Raw genomic sequence first — 15,112 nt, 5'->3', positions numbered from 1 at the left:
TGTACAGGCACTCATTGCAACCCAATATAACGCGCCTCAAAGCGCTTGTACAGCCTCCAGAATATCGTCGACATGCCCGGGCACTTTCACGCCGCGCCACTCCTGGCGCAGCACGCCTTCAGCGTCGATGAGGAACGTGGAGCGTTCGATTCCCCGTACTTCTTTGCCATACATTTTCTTCATTTTGATGACATTGAAGAGCGCGCACAGCGTTTCCTCGGGATCCGAGATCAACGGGAAGGGCAGTTCCAGCTTTGCCTTGAAGTTGTCATGCGAACGCAGGCTGTCGCGCGACACGCCGAGGATTTCCGCGCCGGCCTTCTTGAACTTCGGATAGAGATCGCGGAACTGCAGACCTTCGGTCGTGCAGCCCGGCGTGTTGTCCTTCGGGTAAAAATACAGCACCACCTTCTTGCCCCGCAGCTTGGACAGCGTGATCTCGCCACCGGTAGCGGGGGCGGTGAAGTCGGGGATGGGTTGGTCGACTGCGATGGGCACGTGCTTCTCCGGTTGTTATGGCCGGCGCCGGATGATTGCGGCGGCGGCCTGGCATCGAGACTTTTGGGGGAGGGGCGGCCGGCGCGCGGCATGTTCTCGCGCGGCGGTCGGGTCGTCAGGGCCGGCTGCCGGTTGACCAGTCAGGGCTGGACAATCAGTTCGCCGGAGCGCCCTGGAATTTCGCCCCACGTAACAGGGTACGATGGCAGCGTGCTGCGGTCTAGCGTGGCGTAATAATCGCCCATCGTCGCGAAGGTGTGGCCCTGCGCGCGCCAGCCTTCCAGAAGCTGTTCGAAAATCGGCGCGAGTTTCTGTCCTTCGAGTTCTGCGTGCAGCGTGTACACCTGATCGTGCGGATTGTTTTCCGTGTGCTTCAACATCCATGCGGCGACGTTGTGCGACTCGACACCGTCCACGCCGAGCACTTCGTCAAGCGTGGGCAGCGTGGTCGGCATTTGCACATGCTTGAGCGTGCGGCCGTCGACCACCGGCAGATACGGCGAGTGGCCGCGTCCGTCGGACGCGTAGTGCATGCCCCACGCGTCGATCTGCTCGAACGCGTGGCCGTTCATCTGCCAGCCCGCCGCGCCGTGCGTGACCGGCGGCGCGCCGAACACCTCGACGAAACGGTCGTGGCTTTGCTGCATCTGCGCCATGGTCCATGCGCGGTCTTTCGAGCGCACGTTGTCCTGCCAGTAGACGTGATCCCACGTATGAATGCCGCATTCGAAGCCGGCTTCGTGAATCGCGCGCATTTCCGCCGAGGCCTTGGCGCCGATGTCCGGACCGGGCAGCAGCACGCCGTACATCAACTGCTTGATGCCGTAGTGTTCGACCACCGAGGTGCGCGACACTTTCTGCAGAAAGCCCGGTCGCAACACGCGGCGCATCGCCCAACCGGTGTGGTCGGGCCCGAGGCTGAAGAGGAAGGTGGCGCGCGCCTTGAAGCGGTCGAAGATACGTGCGAGATTCGGCACGCCTTCGCGGGTGCCGCGCAGCGTGTCGACGTCGATCTTCAGGACGATACGAGCCAAGGATCAGCCCTTATTGCTGTTCGACGAGCGCGCGCGCTTCGCCGACGTGGCCGCGATACGCTTCGAAAATCTTGCGCAGCGCTTCGTCGAAGGTCGACTTCGGAGCCCAGCCGAGTTCCTGCATGGTGTTGTCGATCTTCGGCACGCGGTTCTGCACGTCCTGGTAGCCGGCGCCGTAGTAAGCGCCCGACGACGTTTCGACCAGCTGCACCTGCTTGGCCGTTTCCGCGTATTCCGGGAATTCGGCGGCGAGCGTCAGCATCTTGTGCGCGAGTTCACGCACCGAGAAATTGTTGGTCGGGTTGCCGATGTTGTAGATCTTGCCCGTCGCCACGCCGTCCTTGTTCTCGATGATCTTCATCAGCGCGCCGATGCCGTCGTCGATATCCGTGAACGCACGCTTTTGCGCGCCGCCATCGACGAGACTGATGTTCTCGCCGCGCACGATATGGCCGAGGAACTGCGTGACCACGCGCGAGCTGCCTTCCTTCGGCGTGTAGATCGAATCGAGGCCCGGGCCGATCCAGTTGAACGGACGGAACAGCGTGAAGTTCAGGCCTTCCATGCCGTAACCCCAGATCACGCGGTCCATCAACTGCTTGGAACACGCGTAGATCCAGCGCGGCTTGTTGATCGGGCCGTACGACAGTTGCGATTCTTCCGGATCGAACTGCTCGTCCGTGCACATGCCGTAGACCTCGGAGGTCGACGGAAACACGAGGTGCTTGCCGTACTTGACCGCCGAACGCACGATCGGCAGGTTCGCTTCGAAGTCGAGTTCGAACACGCGCAGCGGCTGCTTGACGTACGTGGCGGGCGTGGCGATCGCAACCAGCGGGAGGATCACATCGCACTTCTTGACGTGATATTCGACCCACTCCTTGTTGATCGTGATGTCGCCTTCGAAGAAGTGCATCCGTTCATGATTGACCAGGTCGCCCAGACGCTCGGTCTGCATGTCCATGCCGAAGACTTCCCAATCGGTCGTTTCGAGAATGCGTTTGGACAGGTGATGGCCGATGAAGCCATTCACACCCAGAATCAGGACTTTTTTCATGAGTAACGGGGAGTTTGGATGAGCTGGGCAAATTCGGCCGGAGTGACGACAGTCTCGCTGCCGTCGTGCTGGCGCCGCAATTCGTGGATGGCGATCGCGCGGCCGTCGCCGCATATCGCGAAAATGCCATTATCGCTTACGTGCAGGCCCGGCGGCAAATCCGAGCGAAGCGCGCCGGGCGCGGCGAGGCGCGCGCGCGTCACGACGAAACGCTGCTCGCCGACGTCCGTGAAGGCGCCGGGATAGGGTGGCGCGACCGCGCGAATCAGGTTGTAGACCTGCTGCGCCGATTGCGTCCAGTCGATGCGGCCGTCTTCCGGCTTGCGCCCGCCATAGTAGCTGCCGTGCGCGAGATCGTTCGGCAGATGCGGCGCTTCGCCCGCCAGCAGGGACGGCAGCACGCGCCACAGCGTTTGCTCGGCGGCCACCGTGACCTTGTCGAACACCTGGCTCGCGGTGTCGTCGGGCAGGATCGGCACCGGCGTTTGGGCGATGATCGCGCCCGCGTCCGGCTTGGCGGCCATTTCGTGCAGCGTCGCGCCGGTTTCGGTTTCGCCGTGAATCACCGCCCAGTTGGTCGGCACGCGGCCGCGGTACTTGGGCAGCAGCGAGCCGTGCATGTTGTAAGCGCCCCGTGCGGCGAGCGCCAACACGTCGACCGGCAACATGTGGCGGTAGTAGAACGAGAAGATGAAGTCCGGGCGCGCGGCGCTCACCGCGGCGCGCAGCTCGGGACTCTTCGGATCGTGCGGCGTGATCACCGGAATGCCGTGCTCGGCCGCGACCGAGGCGACGCTGCCGAACCAGATGTTTTCGGTCGGGCTGTCTTCGTGCGTGACGACGAGCGCCACCTCCACGCCGCGCGCGAGCAGCACCTGCAGGCAGCGCACGCCGACGTTGTGATACGCGAATACGACGGCGCGTGGCTTCATGGGTTGGGGCCCTGATCGAGGAGCGGCGCGGCCTGCACGGCCTGCACGACCGCCTGGCGCGGCGCTTCGGCCACGGTCGTGCCGTCGCGCTGTTCGAGAATGGTCTGCACGAGATAGCGTGGGCGTGCGCGCACCTGCTGGTAGATCCGGCCGATATATTCGCCGAGCAGGCCGAGCGCGAAGATGATCACGCCGAGCAGGAAGAAGATCACGGCGAACAGCGTGAACACACCTTGCACTTCCGCACCGATGATGAAGCGGCGAATCAGCAGCAGCACGAACAGCGCCGCGGACCCGAGCGACAGGATCACGCCGATGAACGACAGCCACTGCAGCGGTACGACCGAGAAGCCGGTCACGAGGTCGAAGTTCAGGCGGATCAGCGAGTACAGCGAGTACTTCGATTCGCCGGCGAAACGCTCTTCGTGCGCGACCTCAATTTCAACCGGATTCTGCGCGAAGGTGTACGCAAGCGCCGGAATGAAGGTGTTGATTTCGCCGCAGCGATTGATCGTGTCGATGATGTGCCGGCTGTACGCCCGCAGCATGCAGCCCTGGTCGGTCATCTTGATGCGGGTGATGCGCTCGCGCAGCCGGTTCATCGCGCGCGAAGCCTTGCGGCGCCACAGGCTGTCCTGGCGTTGCAGGCGAATCGTGCCGACGTAGTCGTAGCCTTCGCGCATCTTGTTGACCAGCTTGGCGATCTCTTCCGGCGGATTCTGCAGGTCGGCGTCGAGCGTGATGACGATCTCGCCGCGCGATTGCTCGAAGCCGGCCAGAATCGCCATGTGCTGACCGTAGTTGCCGTTCAGCAGGATCACGCGGGTCGTGTCGGGACGCGCGCGAAACTGCTCGGCGAGCAGGGCGGCGGATTTGTCGCGGCTGCCGTCGTTGATGAAGATCACTTCATAACCGGTGCCGAGCGCGTCGAGCGCAGGATAGAGGCGCGCGAACAGCGCAGCCAGGCCGGCTTCCTCGTTGTACACCGGGATGATGATCGACACTTCCGGTGCGACGGCGCGATGTTCCGAATAAATCATTTCCGCTTATTTTCCGTATTGTTCGCAAATTTCATTGACCGCGCGGCACACGCGCTCCACGTCGCCTTCGTTCATCAGCGTGAACAGCGGCAGCGTGACGTTGGTCGCGCCGAAGCGCTCCGCATGCGGGAACATGCCTTCCTTGAAGCCATGCGCGCGGTACAGCGAGAACAGGTGGATGGCCGGGTAGTGCACCCCCGAACCGATGCCACGCTCTTTCAGTTGCCCCATGAAACCGGCACGGTCGATCGAGAGCTTCTCAAGCGGCAGCGTGACCTGGAACATGTGCCAGTTGCTGTTTTCAAAGTCAGCAAATGGCAGGCCGAGCCCGAGTTTCTTCGCCGCGCCGCCCTCCAGACCCGCGAAATACGCGCGCACGAGCTTCTTGCGCTGCGCAAGGAAACGCTCCAGATGCGGCAACTGGCCGAGGCCGACGCGCGCGGCGACGTCCGTCAGGTTGTACTTGCCGCCGAGCACATCGCAGTCCATGCCGTCGAAGCCGCTGCGCGTGATGCCTTGCAAGCGGTATTTCTGCGCAAGGATGGCTTCTTCCTCGTTGTTCAGCACGAGCGCGCCGCCTTCGATCGAGGTCAGGTTCTTGTTCGCATGGAAGCTGAACGAGACCATGTCGCCCAGCTTGCCGATGCGCTCACCGTTCCAGGTCGAGCCGAACGCCTGCGCGGCGTCTTCGATCACGCGCAGCTTGTGGGCGCGGGCGATTGCGTAGAGACGGTCCATGTCGACCGGCAGGCCCGACAGATACACCGGAATCAGCGCCTTGGTGCGCGGCGTGATGGCTTTTTCGAGCAGATCGAGGTCGATGTTGCGGGTGACCGGGTCGATGTCGGCAAACACCGGCGTCGCGCCGACTTCATAGATCACGTTGCTGGTGGAGACCCACGAGGCCGGCGTCGTGATGACCTCGTCGCCTTCGCCCACGCCGGCGATGCGCAGGCCGATTTCCAGCGTCGCCGTGCCGGAATTGAACGTGCGCACCGGCCGGCCGCCGCAGAATTCGGAGAGCGCCGCTTCGAATTTCTGGTTTTGCGGGCCGGTGGTGATCCAGCCGGAGCGCAGCACCTCGGCGACGCCCTGAATCGTTTCCTCATCGATCTCGGGTTTGACAAAGGGCAGAAACGGGAGTGTTGACTGGCTCATGAATGCTTCGCTCGATTGAAAGGGGGCGCAACCCCGAAGGGCGCGAACTAAACCACATAGTGTGCGCAACCGGGGCCGCGGCTAAAAAGGGCGCAACCGGGCAGCATACCAGGATCAACCTTACATATTGCTTAGCCGGACGGAACGACCGCTTACGATATCTTTTGCCGCCTTCATACGCTCAGGCGGCCCGGCAATTAAACAGCAATAGACTGTGACCGGCACGCCGCGGCGGGCCGTGGTGACTAGCTGCGAGCCAACACCAGCACGCCGATCAGGATGATGCCGATGCCAATCAGCTTCTGTACCGACAGCACTTCGCCGAACAGATACCACGCCGCGAACGCATTGACGACGTAGCCGAGCGAGAGCATCGGATAGGCGATCGATACGTCCACCCGCGACAGCCCGACGATCCACACGGCCACGCTGATCACATAACAGGCCAGCCCGCCGATGATCGGCGGCTGGGTTGCGATGCGAAAGGCAATGGGCAGGATGTTCGCACGGGTGAATTCGAAGTGTCCAACGGCATTCGTACCGGCTTTGAGCAGCAACTGCGCACCAGCGTTCAACGTGACGCCGGCAAGAATGCAAAAGAGGGAAATCGGGTTCATCGAACGGGCAGATCCTGATATGGGGTCATTGTTGTGCTTTTTCCACTGGCACGGATGCGGGTGCGTCAGCTGCCGGCGCGTCGGGCGCGAGCGGCTTTTCCACCACCACGCGGCGCGAGTCGCGGGCGATCACCCGCATCGGCAGGCCTTCCTTGAGAAGCCGGTCGTAGGTCGGCGGCGGAATCAGCGCGAGCGCGTAGCGGTCGGCCTTCCAGCGTTCGACCCAGGCGTCGACCGACGGAATCCATTTCTGCGGTTCGACGGACACGCCGAACGCCAGTTCGTCCGCATGCTCGACCATGATCATCGTGTGGTCGACGTAGAACGGCAGCGTGTGGTCGAGTACGCCCACCGAGTAGAACGGCGTGTCGGCCGGCAGCTTCGCGATCTCCGCCTTGATGGCCGGCGCGAGCGGCGCGCCGGAGCTCAGGCGGCCGAACACGTCGTGACCCGTGCCGGCAATGGTGCCGAGCAGCAGCCACGCCGCGCCGAAGGTGGCGATCGCGCCGAGGCTGCCGGCCCGGCTGCGGCGGTTCAACCACAGCGCAGCGAGTGTCAGCACAAAGGCGACGCCGAGCGCCGCCAGCACCCACGTGCGGTACTCGGCATACAGTTCGGCCGGATTGCGAGCGCTGCCAAAGCGCGGCAGGAACAACGCGGCAAACGCTGCCACGACGAGAAAGAGCGCATAGCCGGCCAGATGACGGCGCAACTGGTCGCGCGTGACGAGCGGCAGATACATGCCGATCAGAAGCGCGATCGGCGGCGCGATGGGCAGCGTGTAGGAGAGCAGCTTCGAATGCGACGCGCTGAAGAACAGGAAGATGAAGACGGTCCACGTCAGCATCAGCGTGACCGGCGCGAAGCCGTTCGGCTGGCGCGGCAGGCGCCATGCGTGGCGCACGCTTTGCAGCGTCACCGAAAGCCACGGCAGGAAACCCACCAGCAGCACCGGCACGAAGTAGTAGAACGGTCCCGGACGGTTCTGCTCAGGCGTCAGATAGCGCTTGAACTGCTGAACGATGAAGAAGAAATTCAGGAATTCCGGGTTGCGCTGCTGCACCAGCACGAACCACGGCGTGACGATCGCGAAAAAGACGATCAGCCCGCCGATCAGATGCAGACGCTTCCACACCGCCCAGTCGCGCGCGATCAGCGTATAGAGCACCAGCACGGCGCCCGGCAGGATCACGCCGACGAGTCCTTTGGAAAGCACCGCCAGCGCCATCGAGCCCCAGCACACCCACATCCAGCCGCGCACGCAGCCGCTCGGGAGGTTGGGGCGCTGCGCGAGCAGCAGCGCGCACAGCGTCAATTCCATCCAGAACGACAGGCCCATGTCGAGCGTGTTGAAGTGGCCCATCAGGTTCCAGTACGGCGAGGTCGCCAGCACGATCGCGGCGAACACGCCGGTTGCCGTGTTGAACACGCGCTGGCCGGTGAAGCCCACCAGCAGCACGCCGGCAAAGCCCGTCAGTGCGGTATAGAGCCGCGCCTGCCATTCGCCGATGCCGAACCACGCGAACGTGAGCGCGTTCGCCCAGGTCTGCAGCGGTGGCTTTTCGAAATACTTGTAGCCGTTGTAGCGCGGCGTGATCCAGTCGCCGGTGACGAACATCTCGCGCGCCATCTCGGCGTAGCGGCCTTCGTCGCTCGGCAGCAGGTGGCGCCAGCCGAGCGGCACGAACCAGATCACGGCGAGGGCCAGCACCAGCAGCAGAACCGTGGTGCGGTTGAGCGGTAGCCTCGTCGGCGTATCGTTCATGGATTTCAACCTTTATGGCGACGCCGCACAGGCGGCGAAGCGATGTTGTTCGGAAATGGCGACCGGCCATGCGGCGCGGCCATCAGCGAAGCGACCCGCGCTCTGCGGGCGCCCGTCTTCCGGGCGCGTGCATCAGACTCCCGACGCGGCGTTCGAGTTGCGTCCAACCGCAGCCCGATTCGACAGCGGTGGCTTCTTCACCTTCCGTCGACGGGGCGCTGACGCGACGCGCGGTCGCGCTCAGGCTGCCGGTGCTGCCTTCGTTCGATGGCGCGCAGTGTACGTTATCGCCCCTGACGCGGCCAGGGCGTGCAGTCAGCGCCGAGGCCGCAAGGCCTCGAACAAGGTCCGCAGCAGGCTGCGGCGAATTGCTCCCGGGCGGCCTCGCGGCACGGTTTCAGGCTTCGATCAGCAACGCGGCCGCGACCTTGCGGCCCTCGGCCATCAGAATGTTGTAGGTGCGGCAGGCGGCCTTGAAGTCCATCGTTTCGACGCCGATGCGCCTCGCCGTCAGCGCGGCTGTCAGGCGCGGATGCGGAAAGCGCAGCCGCTCGCCGCTGCCGAACACGACCACTTCCGGCGCGGAGTCCACCAGCATGGCGAAGTGCTCGGCGCTCAACTGCTCGAAAGAGGAAACGGGCCAAGGGATGACCGGTGCGTCCGGCAGCACGAGAAGGCTGCCCGAATGGCGCACCAGATTGATTTCGACATAGTCGGCGCCGTAGCCGGTGACGGTGTTGAGGGCGCCGCTCGAATCCTGATGTAATTTCAAATTGGTTTTCCGAAGTCGTCGTGAGACATCATGCGTGTTGACGGCCTGACCGGGCGGGGCCCAGGCGGGGCGATTCGACGCGAATGGGGCACGCGAATGGGACAGAAGCGGCCGAAAAGGCTTGCCGATGCGGTTGGTGCATTGCGGAAGTCGGCCAAAATCCGCTAAATTATAACTTTTTAGCCGCCTTGCGGCGCCCCTCGCTCATATGCCGCCACAAGCCGCGCTGAGTCGGCGGGTGCGGCCCACCGGCTACCCGCCTTGGTTTTACCCGCTTTCGGCCGCTGTTCGTCGGTTCTGTCTGCGTGCGTCAACGCGAGAAGAGCTCGCGAAGCAGCCTGCGCAGGGGCTCGACGATAGCTCGACGCGACGACGGCTCGACAACGGCTCGACGAACGGGCGCTGAGATTCGGCCTGAGATTCGGCCCGATTCGCGTGGCGCCGGTCGCCGCTTGCCGTCGCCGGTCGTGCCGCGCCCGAATTCCCCTATCGGCGAACCCGCCCGGCCCATTTTGCTGTTTGCGCGCGCCGGTTTGCCCAAGCCATCAACCAGGATGAAGTGCCCGCCGTGAAACCGATACTCAAATCCAACAAGTTGTTGAATGTCTGCTATGACATTCGCGGGCCCGTCCTCGAACATGCGAAGCGGCTCGAAGAAGAGGGCCACCGCATCATCAAGCTGAACATCGGCAATCTCGCGCCGTTCGGTTTCGACGCGCCGGACGAAATCATTCAGGACATGATCCTGAACCTGCCGGGTTCGTCGGGTTATTCCGATTCCAAGGGCGTGTTCGCCGCGCGCAAGGCGATCATGCATTACACGCAGCAAAAGGGCGTGCACGGGGTCGAGCTGGACGACATCTATATCGGCAACGGCGCGTCCGAGCTGATCGTGATGGCGCTTCAGGGCCTCCTGAACGATGGCGACGAGGTGCTGCTGCCCGCGCCGGACTATCCGCTGTGGACCGCCGGCGTGAGCCTGTCGGGCGGCACGCCGGTGCACTACATCTGCGACGAATCGAATAGCTGGATGCCCGACCTCGACGACATTCGCGCGAAAATCACGCCGAATACGCGCGCGCTCGTGGTCATCAACCCGAACAACCCGACCGGCGCGCTGTATTCGGACGAACTGCTGCTCGGCCTGATCGAGATCGCCCGCCAGCACGGCCTCGTGATCTTCGCCGACGAGGTCTACGACAAGATCGTCTACGACGGCAAGAAGCACACGTCGATGGCGGCGCTCTCCGAAGACGTGCTCACGGTCACGTTCAACAGCCTGTCGAAGAGCTACCGGTCGTGCGGTTATCGCGCCGGCTGGATGTTCATTTCAGGCCTGACCGCCGGCGAGAACCGCCGCCACGCGAAAGACTACTTCGAAGGGCTCGGCATTCTGGCTTCCATGCGCCTGTGCCCGAACGTGCCGGGCCAATACGCGATCCAGACCGCGCTCGGCGGCTACCAGAGCATCAACGACCTGATCGTGCCGACCGGGCGCCTGTACAAACAGCGCGAACTCGCGTATGACATGTTGACGGCGATCCCCGGCGTGAGTTGCGTGAAGCCCGAAGCGGCGCTGTACATGTTCCCGCGGCTGGACCCGAAGATCTATCCGATCCAGGACGACCAGCAGTTCATCCTCGACCTTTTGCTGGAAGAGCGCGTGCTACTCGTGCAGGGCACCGGCTTCAACTGGAAAACGCCGGATCACTTCCGCGTCGTGTTCCTGCCGAACGTGGACGACCTCGCGGATTCGATCAACCGGATCGCGCGTTTCCTCGACGGTTACCGCAAACGTCACACGGCCTAGCGCACAATAGTGCGCAACGCGCGGCGCGCTCACAGGCAATGCGGGCTGACGCCGCGCCGTGCGGAACGCGCCAGACCCGCGCCCCGTTTATTTTTAATCACCTACTCGAAAACACACGCTGCATGGAACCGATCAAAGTTGGACTGCTGGGCTTCGGCACGGTAGGCAGCGGCACCTTCACGGTACTGCGTCGCAATCAGGAAGAAATCAAACGCCGCGCGGGCCGCGGCATCGAGATCGCGCGCATTGCCGTGCGCAATCCCGCCAAGGCGACAGCCGCGCTCGGCACTGAGGCCGGCACGGTGGCGCTGACCGATGACTTCAACGCGGTGGTCGACGACCCCTCGATCGATATCGTGGCCGAGATGATCGGCGGCACGGGCGTGGCGCGCGACCTCGTTCTGCGCGCAATCAAGAACCGCAAGCACGTGGTAACCGCCAACAAGGCGCTGCTCGCCGTGCACGGCACGGAGATTTTCGAGGCGGCGCGCGCCAACGGCGTGATGGTGTCGTTCGAGGCGGCGGTGGCGGGCGGCATTCCGATCATCAAGGCGCTGCGCGAAGGTCTGACGGCCAACCGAATCCAGTACATCGCGGGCATCATCAACGGCACCACGAATTACATTCTTTCGGAAATGCGCGACCGCGGGCTCGACTTCGCAACCGCGCTGAAAGCCGCGCAGGAACTCGGCTACGCCGAAGCCGACCCGACCTTCGACATCGAAGGGGTGGACGCCGCGCACAAGGCGACCATCATGAGCGCGATCGCGTTCGGCGTGCCGGTGCAGTTCGACAAGGCTTACGTCGAAGGCATCAGCAAGCTCGCGGCGATCGACATCAAATATGCCGAGGAACTCGGCTACCGCATCAAGCTGCTCGGTATCACGCGCCGCACCGACAAGGGCATCGAATTGCGCGTGCATCCCACGCTGATTCCGGAAAAGCGCCTGCTGGCGAACGTGGAAGGCGCGATGAACGCGGTCGTCGTGCATGGCGACGCGGTCGGCACCACGCTTTACTACGGCAAGGGCGCGGGCGCCGAGCCGACGGCTTCCGCGGTGGTGGCCGATCTGGTCGACGTGACGCGTCTGCACACGGCCGACCCGGAGCATCGCGTGCCGCATCTGGCGTTCCAGCCGGACAGCCTGTCGAGCACCCCAATCCTGCCGATCGACGAAGTCACGAGCGGCTACTACCTGCGTCTGCGGGTGGCGGACGTGACCGGCGTGCTGGCCGACATCACGCGCATTCTGGCCGACACCGGCATTTCGATCGACGCGCTGCTGCAGAAGGAGTCGGAGCACGTCGACGCGAACGGCAAGGGCGAAACCGACATCATCCTGATCACGCACGAAACGGTCGAAAAGCACGTCAACGCCGCGATCAAAACGATCGAAGCGCTGAAGACCGTTGTCTCGCAAGTCACGAAGCTGCGCATGGAAGCGCTGAACTAGGCCGAACTATGAACTACCTGTCCACCCGCGGCGCCGGCGCCGGCGAGCACCACTCCTTTGCTGACATCCTGCTGGGCGGTCTCGCCAAAGACGGAGGCCTGTATCTGCCCGCCGAATATCCGCGCGTCACCACTGACGAACTGACGCGCTGGCGCACGCTGCCGTACGCGGACCTCGCCTTCGAGATCCTGTCCAAATTCATCGACGACATTCCCGCCGAAGACCTGCGCGCGCTCACGCGCAAGACCTACACGGCGGCAACGTACTGCAACGTGCGCGACGACGAAAGCGCCGCGCAGATCACGCCGTTGAAGGTGCTGGGCGTTGAAGAGGGCGCGCCGCTGTCATTGCTGGAACTGTCGAACGGGCCGACGCTCGCGTTCAAGGACATGGCCATGCAGTTGATCGGCAACCTGTTCGAATACGCGCTCGCCAAGCACGGCCAGACGCTGAACATTCTCGGCGCGACGTCGGGCGACACCGGCAGCGCCGCGGAATACGCGATGCGCGGCAAGAAGGGCATCAGCGTGTTCATGCTGTCGCCGCACAAGAAAATGAGCGCGTTCCAGACCGCGCAGATGTACAGCCTGCAGGACCCGAACATCTTCAACATCGCGGTGGAAGGCGTGTTCGACGACGCTCAGGACATCGTCAAGGCCGTCTCGAACGATCACGCGTTCAAGGCGAAGTACAAGATCGGCACGGTCAACTCGATCAACTGGGCGCGCGTGGTTGCGCAGGTCGTGTACTACTTCAAGGGCTACTTCGCGGCCACGAAGTCGAACGACGAGCGGGTGTCGTTCACAGTGCCGTCGGGCAACTTCGGCAATGTGTGCGCGGGTCACATCGCGCGCATGATGGGTTTGCCGATCGAGAAGCTGGTCGTGGCGACGAACGAAAACGACGTGCTCGACGAGTTCTTCCGCACCGGTATTTATCGCGTGCGCAAGGCGGCCGAGACGTATCACACCAGCAGCCCGAGCATGGACATTTCGAAGGCCTCGAACTTCGAGCGTTTCGTGTTCGATCTGCTCGGCCGCGATCCGGCGCGCGTGCTGCAACTATTCCGTGACGTCGAAGAGAAGGGCGGCTTCGATCTCGCCGCGAGCGGCGACTTTGCGCGCGTGCGGGAGTTCGGTTTCGTGTCGGGCCGCAGCAGCCACGAATCGCGCGTGGAGACGATCCGCGACGTGTTCGAGCGTTACGACACGATGATCGACACGCACACCGCCGACGGCCTGAAGGTCGCGCGCGAACATTTGCAGCCGGGCATTCCGATGATCGTGCTGGAGACGGCGCAACCGATCAAGTTCGGCGAGACGATTCGCGAAGCGCTGTTGCGCGAACCGGAACGGCCCGCGGCGTTCTCGGGCCTCGAATCGCTGCCGCAGCGTTTCGAAGTGCTGCCGGCGGATGCGCAGCGCGTGAAGGACTTTATCGTCGCGAAGGTAGGCGTGTAAGTTGGCACATCAGGCGGCGCATGATTCAGCGCATAAGTCAGCCGCCGTCGCCTTGACGCGTCATACCGCCTGGGGCACGCCCAGTCTGTCGGCGCGCTTCATGCGCCGCATGTCAAAGGCGCTTGCCGCGAAACCCCGCGGCAAGCGCTCAAACACCAGAAATCCGCTCATAACGCCCCTTAGCCCAGACTTCCTGCTTCGACCGCTACAATATTCTTTTAACCTGCGGCTTCGAGACCAGAGATGTCCACACCCACGCCCCGCGCGCCGATGCTTGCCACCGCCGAAGCCTTGGCGACCCTGCTCAGCGCAGCGAGCCCGATTGCCGGCACAGAGTCGATCCCCACGCTGGATGCGCTGAACCGTGTTCTCGCGGCCGACGTCACCTCGCCGCTCGACGTCCCGCCGATGAACACCAGTTCAATGGACGGCTACGCGATCCGCAGCGCGGACCTGGCCGCTCAAGCCACCGGCCGCTTGCCGGTCTCACAACGCATTCCGGCCGGCCACGCGCCAGAGCCCCTGACACCCGGCACGGCCGCGCGTATCTTTACCGGCGCCACCGTGCCGCCCGGTGCCGATGCGATCGTGATGCAGGAGCAAACCGAAGCCAGCGGCGCGGAAGTCACGATCCTGCACAGCCCGCAGCCCGGTGAATGGATCACGGCGCAGGGCGCGGATATCCGCAGTGGCTCGGTCATCCTTCCGGCGGGCACGCGGCTCACGCCTCAGGCGTTGGGGCTTGCGGCCTCGGTCGGGTGCGCCGAACTCGTCGTGCGGCGGCGCGTCAAGGTAGCCGTCTTCTTCACCGGCGACGAACTGACCATGCCGGGCGAACCGCTGAAGCCCGGCGCGATCTACAACTCGAACCGGTTCACGCTGCGCGGGCTGCTGGAAAAACTCGGCTGCGAAGTCACCGACTACGGCATAGTCGCCGATAAGCTCGACGCGACCCGCGCGACCTTGCGTGAAGCCGCCGAAGCACACGACCTGATCCTCACCTGCGGCGGCGTGTCGGTGGGCGAAGAGGATCATGTGAAGCCGGCTGTGGAAGCAGAAGGGCGTCTTGCGATGTGGCAAATCGCCATGAAGCCGGGCAAGCCGCTCGCCTTCGGCGCGGTGCGCCGTGTCGCGCGGCGTGGCGAGACCGCGGCGGCGCCGGATTCGGCTGAAACCTTTTTCATCGGCCTGCCGGGCAACCCGGTGTCCAGTTTCGCGACCTTCCTGCTGTTCGTGCGCCCGTTCATCCTGAGTCTGGCCGGCGTGCTGGCGGTTGCGCCGCGCGCACTGTCGCTGCGCGCGGATTTCACGCAGAGCAAGGCCGACCGCCGCAACGAATTCCTGCGCGCGCGTATCAACTCGGCGGGCGGGCTCGATCTGTTCCCGAATCAGAGTTCAGCCGTGCTGACCTCGACCGTTTGGGGCGATGGCCTGATCGACAATCCGCCGAACCACGCGATCAGCGCCGGCGAGACGGTGCGCTTCCTTCCTTTTTCCGAACTGCTGAACTGAGGC

General features: G+C 63.8%; 13 protein-coding genes. 4 read left to right on the top strand and 9 right to left on the bottom strand.

Annotated elements, in window-relative coordinates:
• Positions 1–36 precede the first annotated feature (36 nt).
• The 9 genes from P0D71_RS07540 to P0D71_RS07500 all read right to left on the bottom strand — a co-directional run bounded on the left by P0D71_RS07540 (position 37) and on the right by P0D71_RS07500 (position 8,873).
• Positions 37–498, bottom strand: coding sequence for a peroxiredoxin (locus tag P0D71_RS07540; protein WP_073426815.1), 462 nt, complete (start codon positions 496–498; stop codon positions 37–39).
• A 140-nt stretch (positions 499–638) separates the two neighbouring features.
• A complete protein-coding gene (locus tag P0D71_RS07535) occupies positions 639–1,532 on the bottom strand; it encodes a polysaccharide deacetylase family protein (protein ID WP_408479583.1) in 894 nt (297 codons plus the stop codon).
• Positions 1,533–1,542: 10 nt separating this feature from the next.
• On the bottom strand, positions 1,543–2,589 hold the full coding sequence (locus P0D71_RS07530) for a bifunctional UDP-4-keto-pentose/UDP-xylose synthase (protein ID WP_408183176.1): 1,047 nt from the start codon (positions 2,587–2,589) through the stop codon (positions 1,543–1,545).
• Positions 2,586–3,521: a formyltransferase gene (locus tag P0D71_RS07525; protein ID WP_408183178.1), complete on the bottom strand. Its 936-nt coding sequence runs from the start codon at positions 3,519–3,521 to the stop codon at positions 2,586–2,588. Before P0D71_RS07525 ends, P0D71_RS07530 begins: the two co-directional genes overlap by 4 nt.
• Positions 3,518–4,561: a glycosyltransferase gene (locus P0D71_RS07520; RefSeq protein ID WP_408479582.1), complete on the bottom strand. Its 1,044-nt coding sequence runs from the start codon at positions 4,559–4,561 to the stop codon at positions 3,518–3,520. Before P0D71_RS07520 ends, P0D71_RS07525 begins: the two co-directional genes overlap by 4 nt.
• 6 nt (positions 4,562–4,567) lie before the next feature.
• Positions 4,568–5,719, bottom strand: coding sequence for a DegT/DnrJ/EryC1/StrS family aminotransferase (locus P0D71_RS07515; protein ID WP_408479581.1), 1,152 nt, complete (start codon positions 5,717–5,719; stop codon positions 4,568–4,570).
• Positions 5,720–5,964: 245 nt separating this feature from the next.
• Positions 5,965–6,336, bottom strand: coding sequence for an SMR family transporter (locus P0D71_RS07510; RefSeq protein ID WP_091794552.1), 372 nt, complete (start codon positions 6,334–6,336; stop codon positions 5,965–5,967).
• A 25-nt stretch (positions 6,337–6,361) separates the two neighbouring features.
• The gene (locus P0D71_RS07505; RefSeq protein ID WP_408479580.1) at positions 6,362–8,101 is read right to left on the bottom strand and encodes a glycosyltransferase family 39 protein; all 1,740 of its coding nucleotides are present in this window, start codon (positions 8,099–8,101) and stop codon (positions 6,362–6,364) included.
• A 397-nt stretch (positions 8,102–8,498) separates the two neighbouring features.
• Entirely contained in the window at positions 8,499–8,873 is a 375-nt protein-coding gene (locus P0D71_RS07500; RefSeq protein ID WP_091794548.1) for an Mth938-like domain-containing protein, read from the bottom strand.
• Between the two features lie 559 nt (positions 8,874–9,432).
• Between P0D71_RS07500 and P0D71_RS07495 the strand changes: the two genes are divergently transcribed.
• The 4 genes from P0D71_RS07495 (at position 9,433) to P0D71_RS07480 (ending at position 15,109) form a co-directional block, all read left to right on the top strand.
• Positions 9,433–10,683, top strand: a complete 1,251-nt coding sequence (locus P0D71_RS07495) for a pyridoxal phosphate-dependent aminotransferase (protein WP_091794547.1) — start codon at positions 9,433–9,435, stop codon at positions 10,681–10,683.
• Positions 10,684–10,805: 122 nt separating this feature from the next.
• The gene (locus tag P0D71_RS07490; protein WP_408479579.1) at positions 10,806–12,137 is read left to right on the top strand and encodes a homoserine dehydrogenase; all 1,332 of its coding nucleotides are present in this window, start codon (positions 10,806–10,808) and stop codon (positions 12,135–12,137) included.
• A gap of 8 nt (positions 12,138–12,145) precedes the next feature.
• Positions 12,146–13,597: a threonine synthase gene (gene thrC, locus P0D71_RS07485; RefSeq protein WP_408479578.1), complete on the top strand. Its 1,452-nt coding sequence runs from the start codon at positions 12,146–12,148 to the stop codon at positions 13,595–13,597.
• A 270-nt stretch (positions 13,598–13,867) separates the two neighbouring features.
• Positions 13,868–15,109 carry a molybdopterin molybdotransferase MoeA gene (locus tag P0D71_RS07480; RefSeq protein ID WP_408479750.1) on the top strand — a complete coding sequence of 414 codons (1,242 nt, stop codon included), beginning with the start codon at positions 13,868–13,870 and terminating at the stop codon, positions 15,107–15,109.
• The last annotated feature ends 3 nt before the right edge of the window (positions 15,110–15,112 follow it).

The organism is Paraburkholderia sp. RL17-383-BIF-A, assembly GCF_046028015.1.
In the GTDB taxonomy this organism is placed as follows: Bacteria; Pseudomonadota; Gammaproteobacteria; order Burkholderiales; family Burkholderiaceae; genus Paraburkholderia.
The sequence above is the reverse complement of the archived record's forward strand: the minus strand, read 5'-3'. Positions and strand labels throughout refer to the sequence as shown.

Coding starts and splice junctions, on each gene's coding strand:
- P0D71_RS07530 (WP_408183176.1), bottom strand. CDS start 2,589: ATGAAAAAAGTCCTGATTCTGGGTGTGAATGGCTTCATCGGCCATCAC.
- P0D71_RS07515 (WP_408479581.1), bottom strand. CDS start 5,719: ATGAGCCAGTCAACACTCCCGTTTCTGCCCTTTGTCAAACCCGAGATC.
- P0D71_RS07510 (WP_091794552.1), bottom strand. CDS start 6,336: ATGAACCCGATTTCCCTCTTTTGCATTCTTGCCGGCGTCACGTTGAAC.
- P0D71_RS07490 (WP_408479579.1), top strand. CDS start 10,806: ATGGAACCGATCAAAGTTGGACTGCTGGGCTTCGGCACGGTAGGCAGC.
- P0D71_RS07505 (WP_408479580.1), bottom strand. CDS start 8,101: ATGAACGATACGCCGACGAGGCTACCGCTCAACCGCACCACGGTTCTG.
- P0D71_RS07525 (WP_408183178.1), bottom strand. CDS start 3,521: ATGAAGCCACGCGCCGTCGTATTCGCGTATCACAACGTCGGCGTGCGC.
- P0D71_RS07480 (WP_408479750.1), top strand. CDS start 13,868: ATGCTTGCCACCGCCGAAGCCTTGGCGACCCTGCTCAGCGCAGCGAGC.
- P0D71_RS07520 (WP_408479582.1), bottom strand. CDS start 4,561: ATGATTTATTCGGAACATCGCGCCGTCGCACCGGAAGTGTCGATCATC.
- thrC (WP_408479578.1), top strand. CDS start 12,146: ATGAACTACCTGTCCACCCGCGGCGCCGGCGCCGGCGAGCACCACTCC.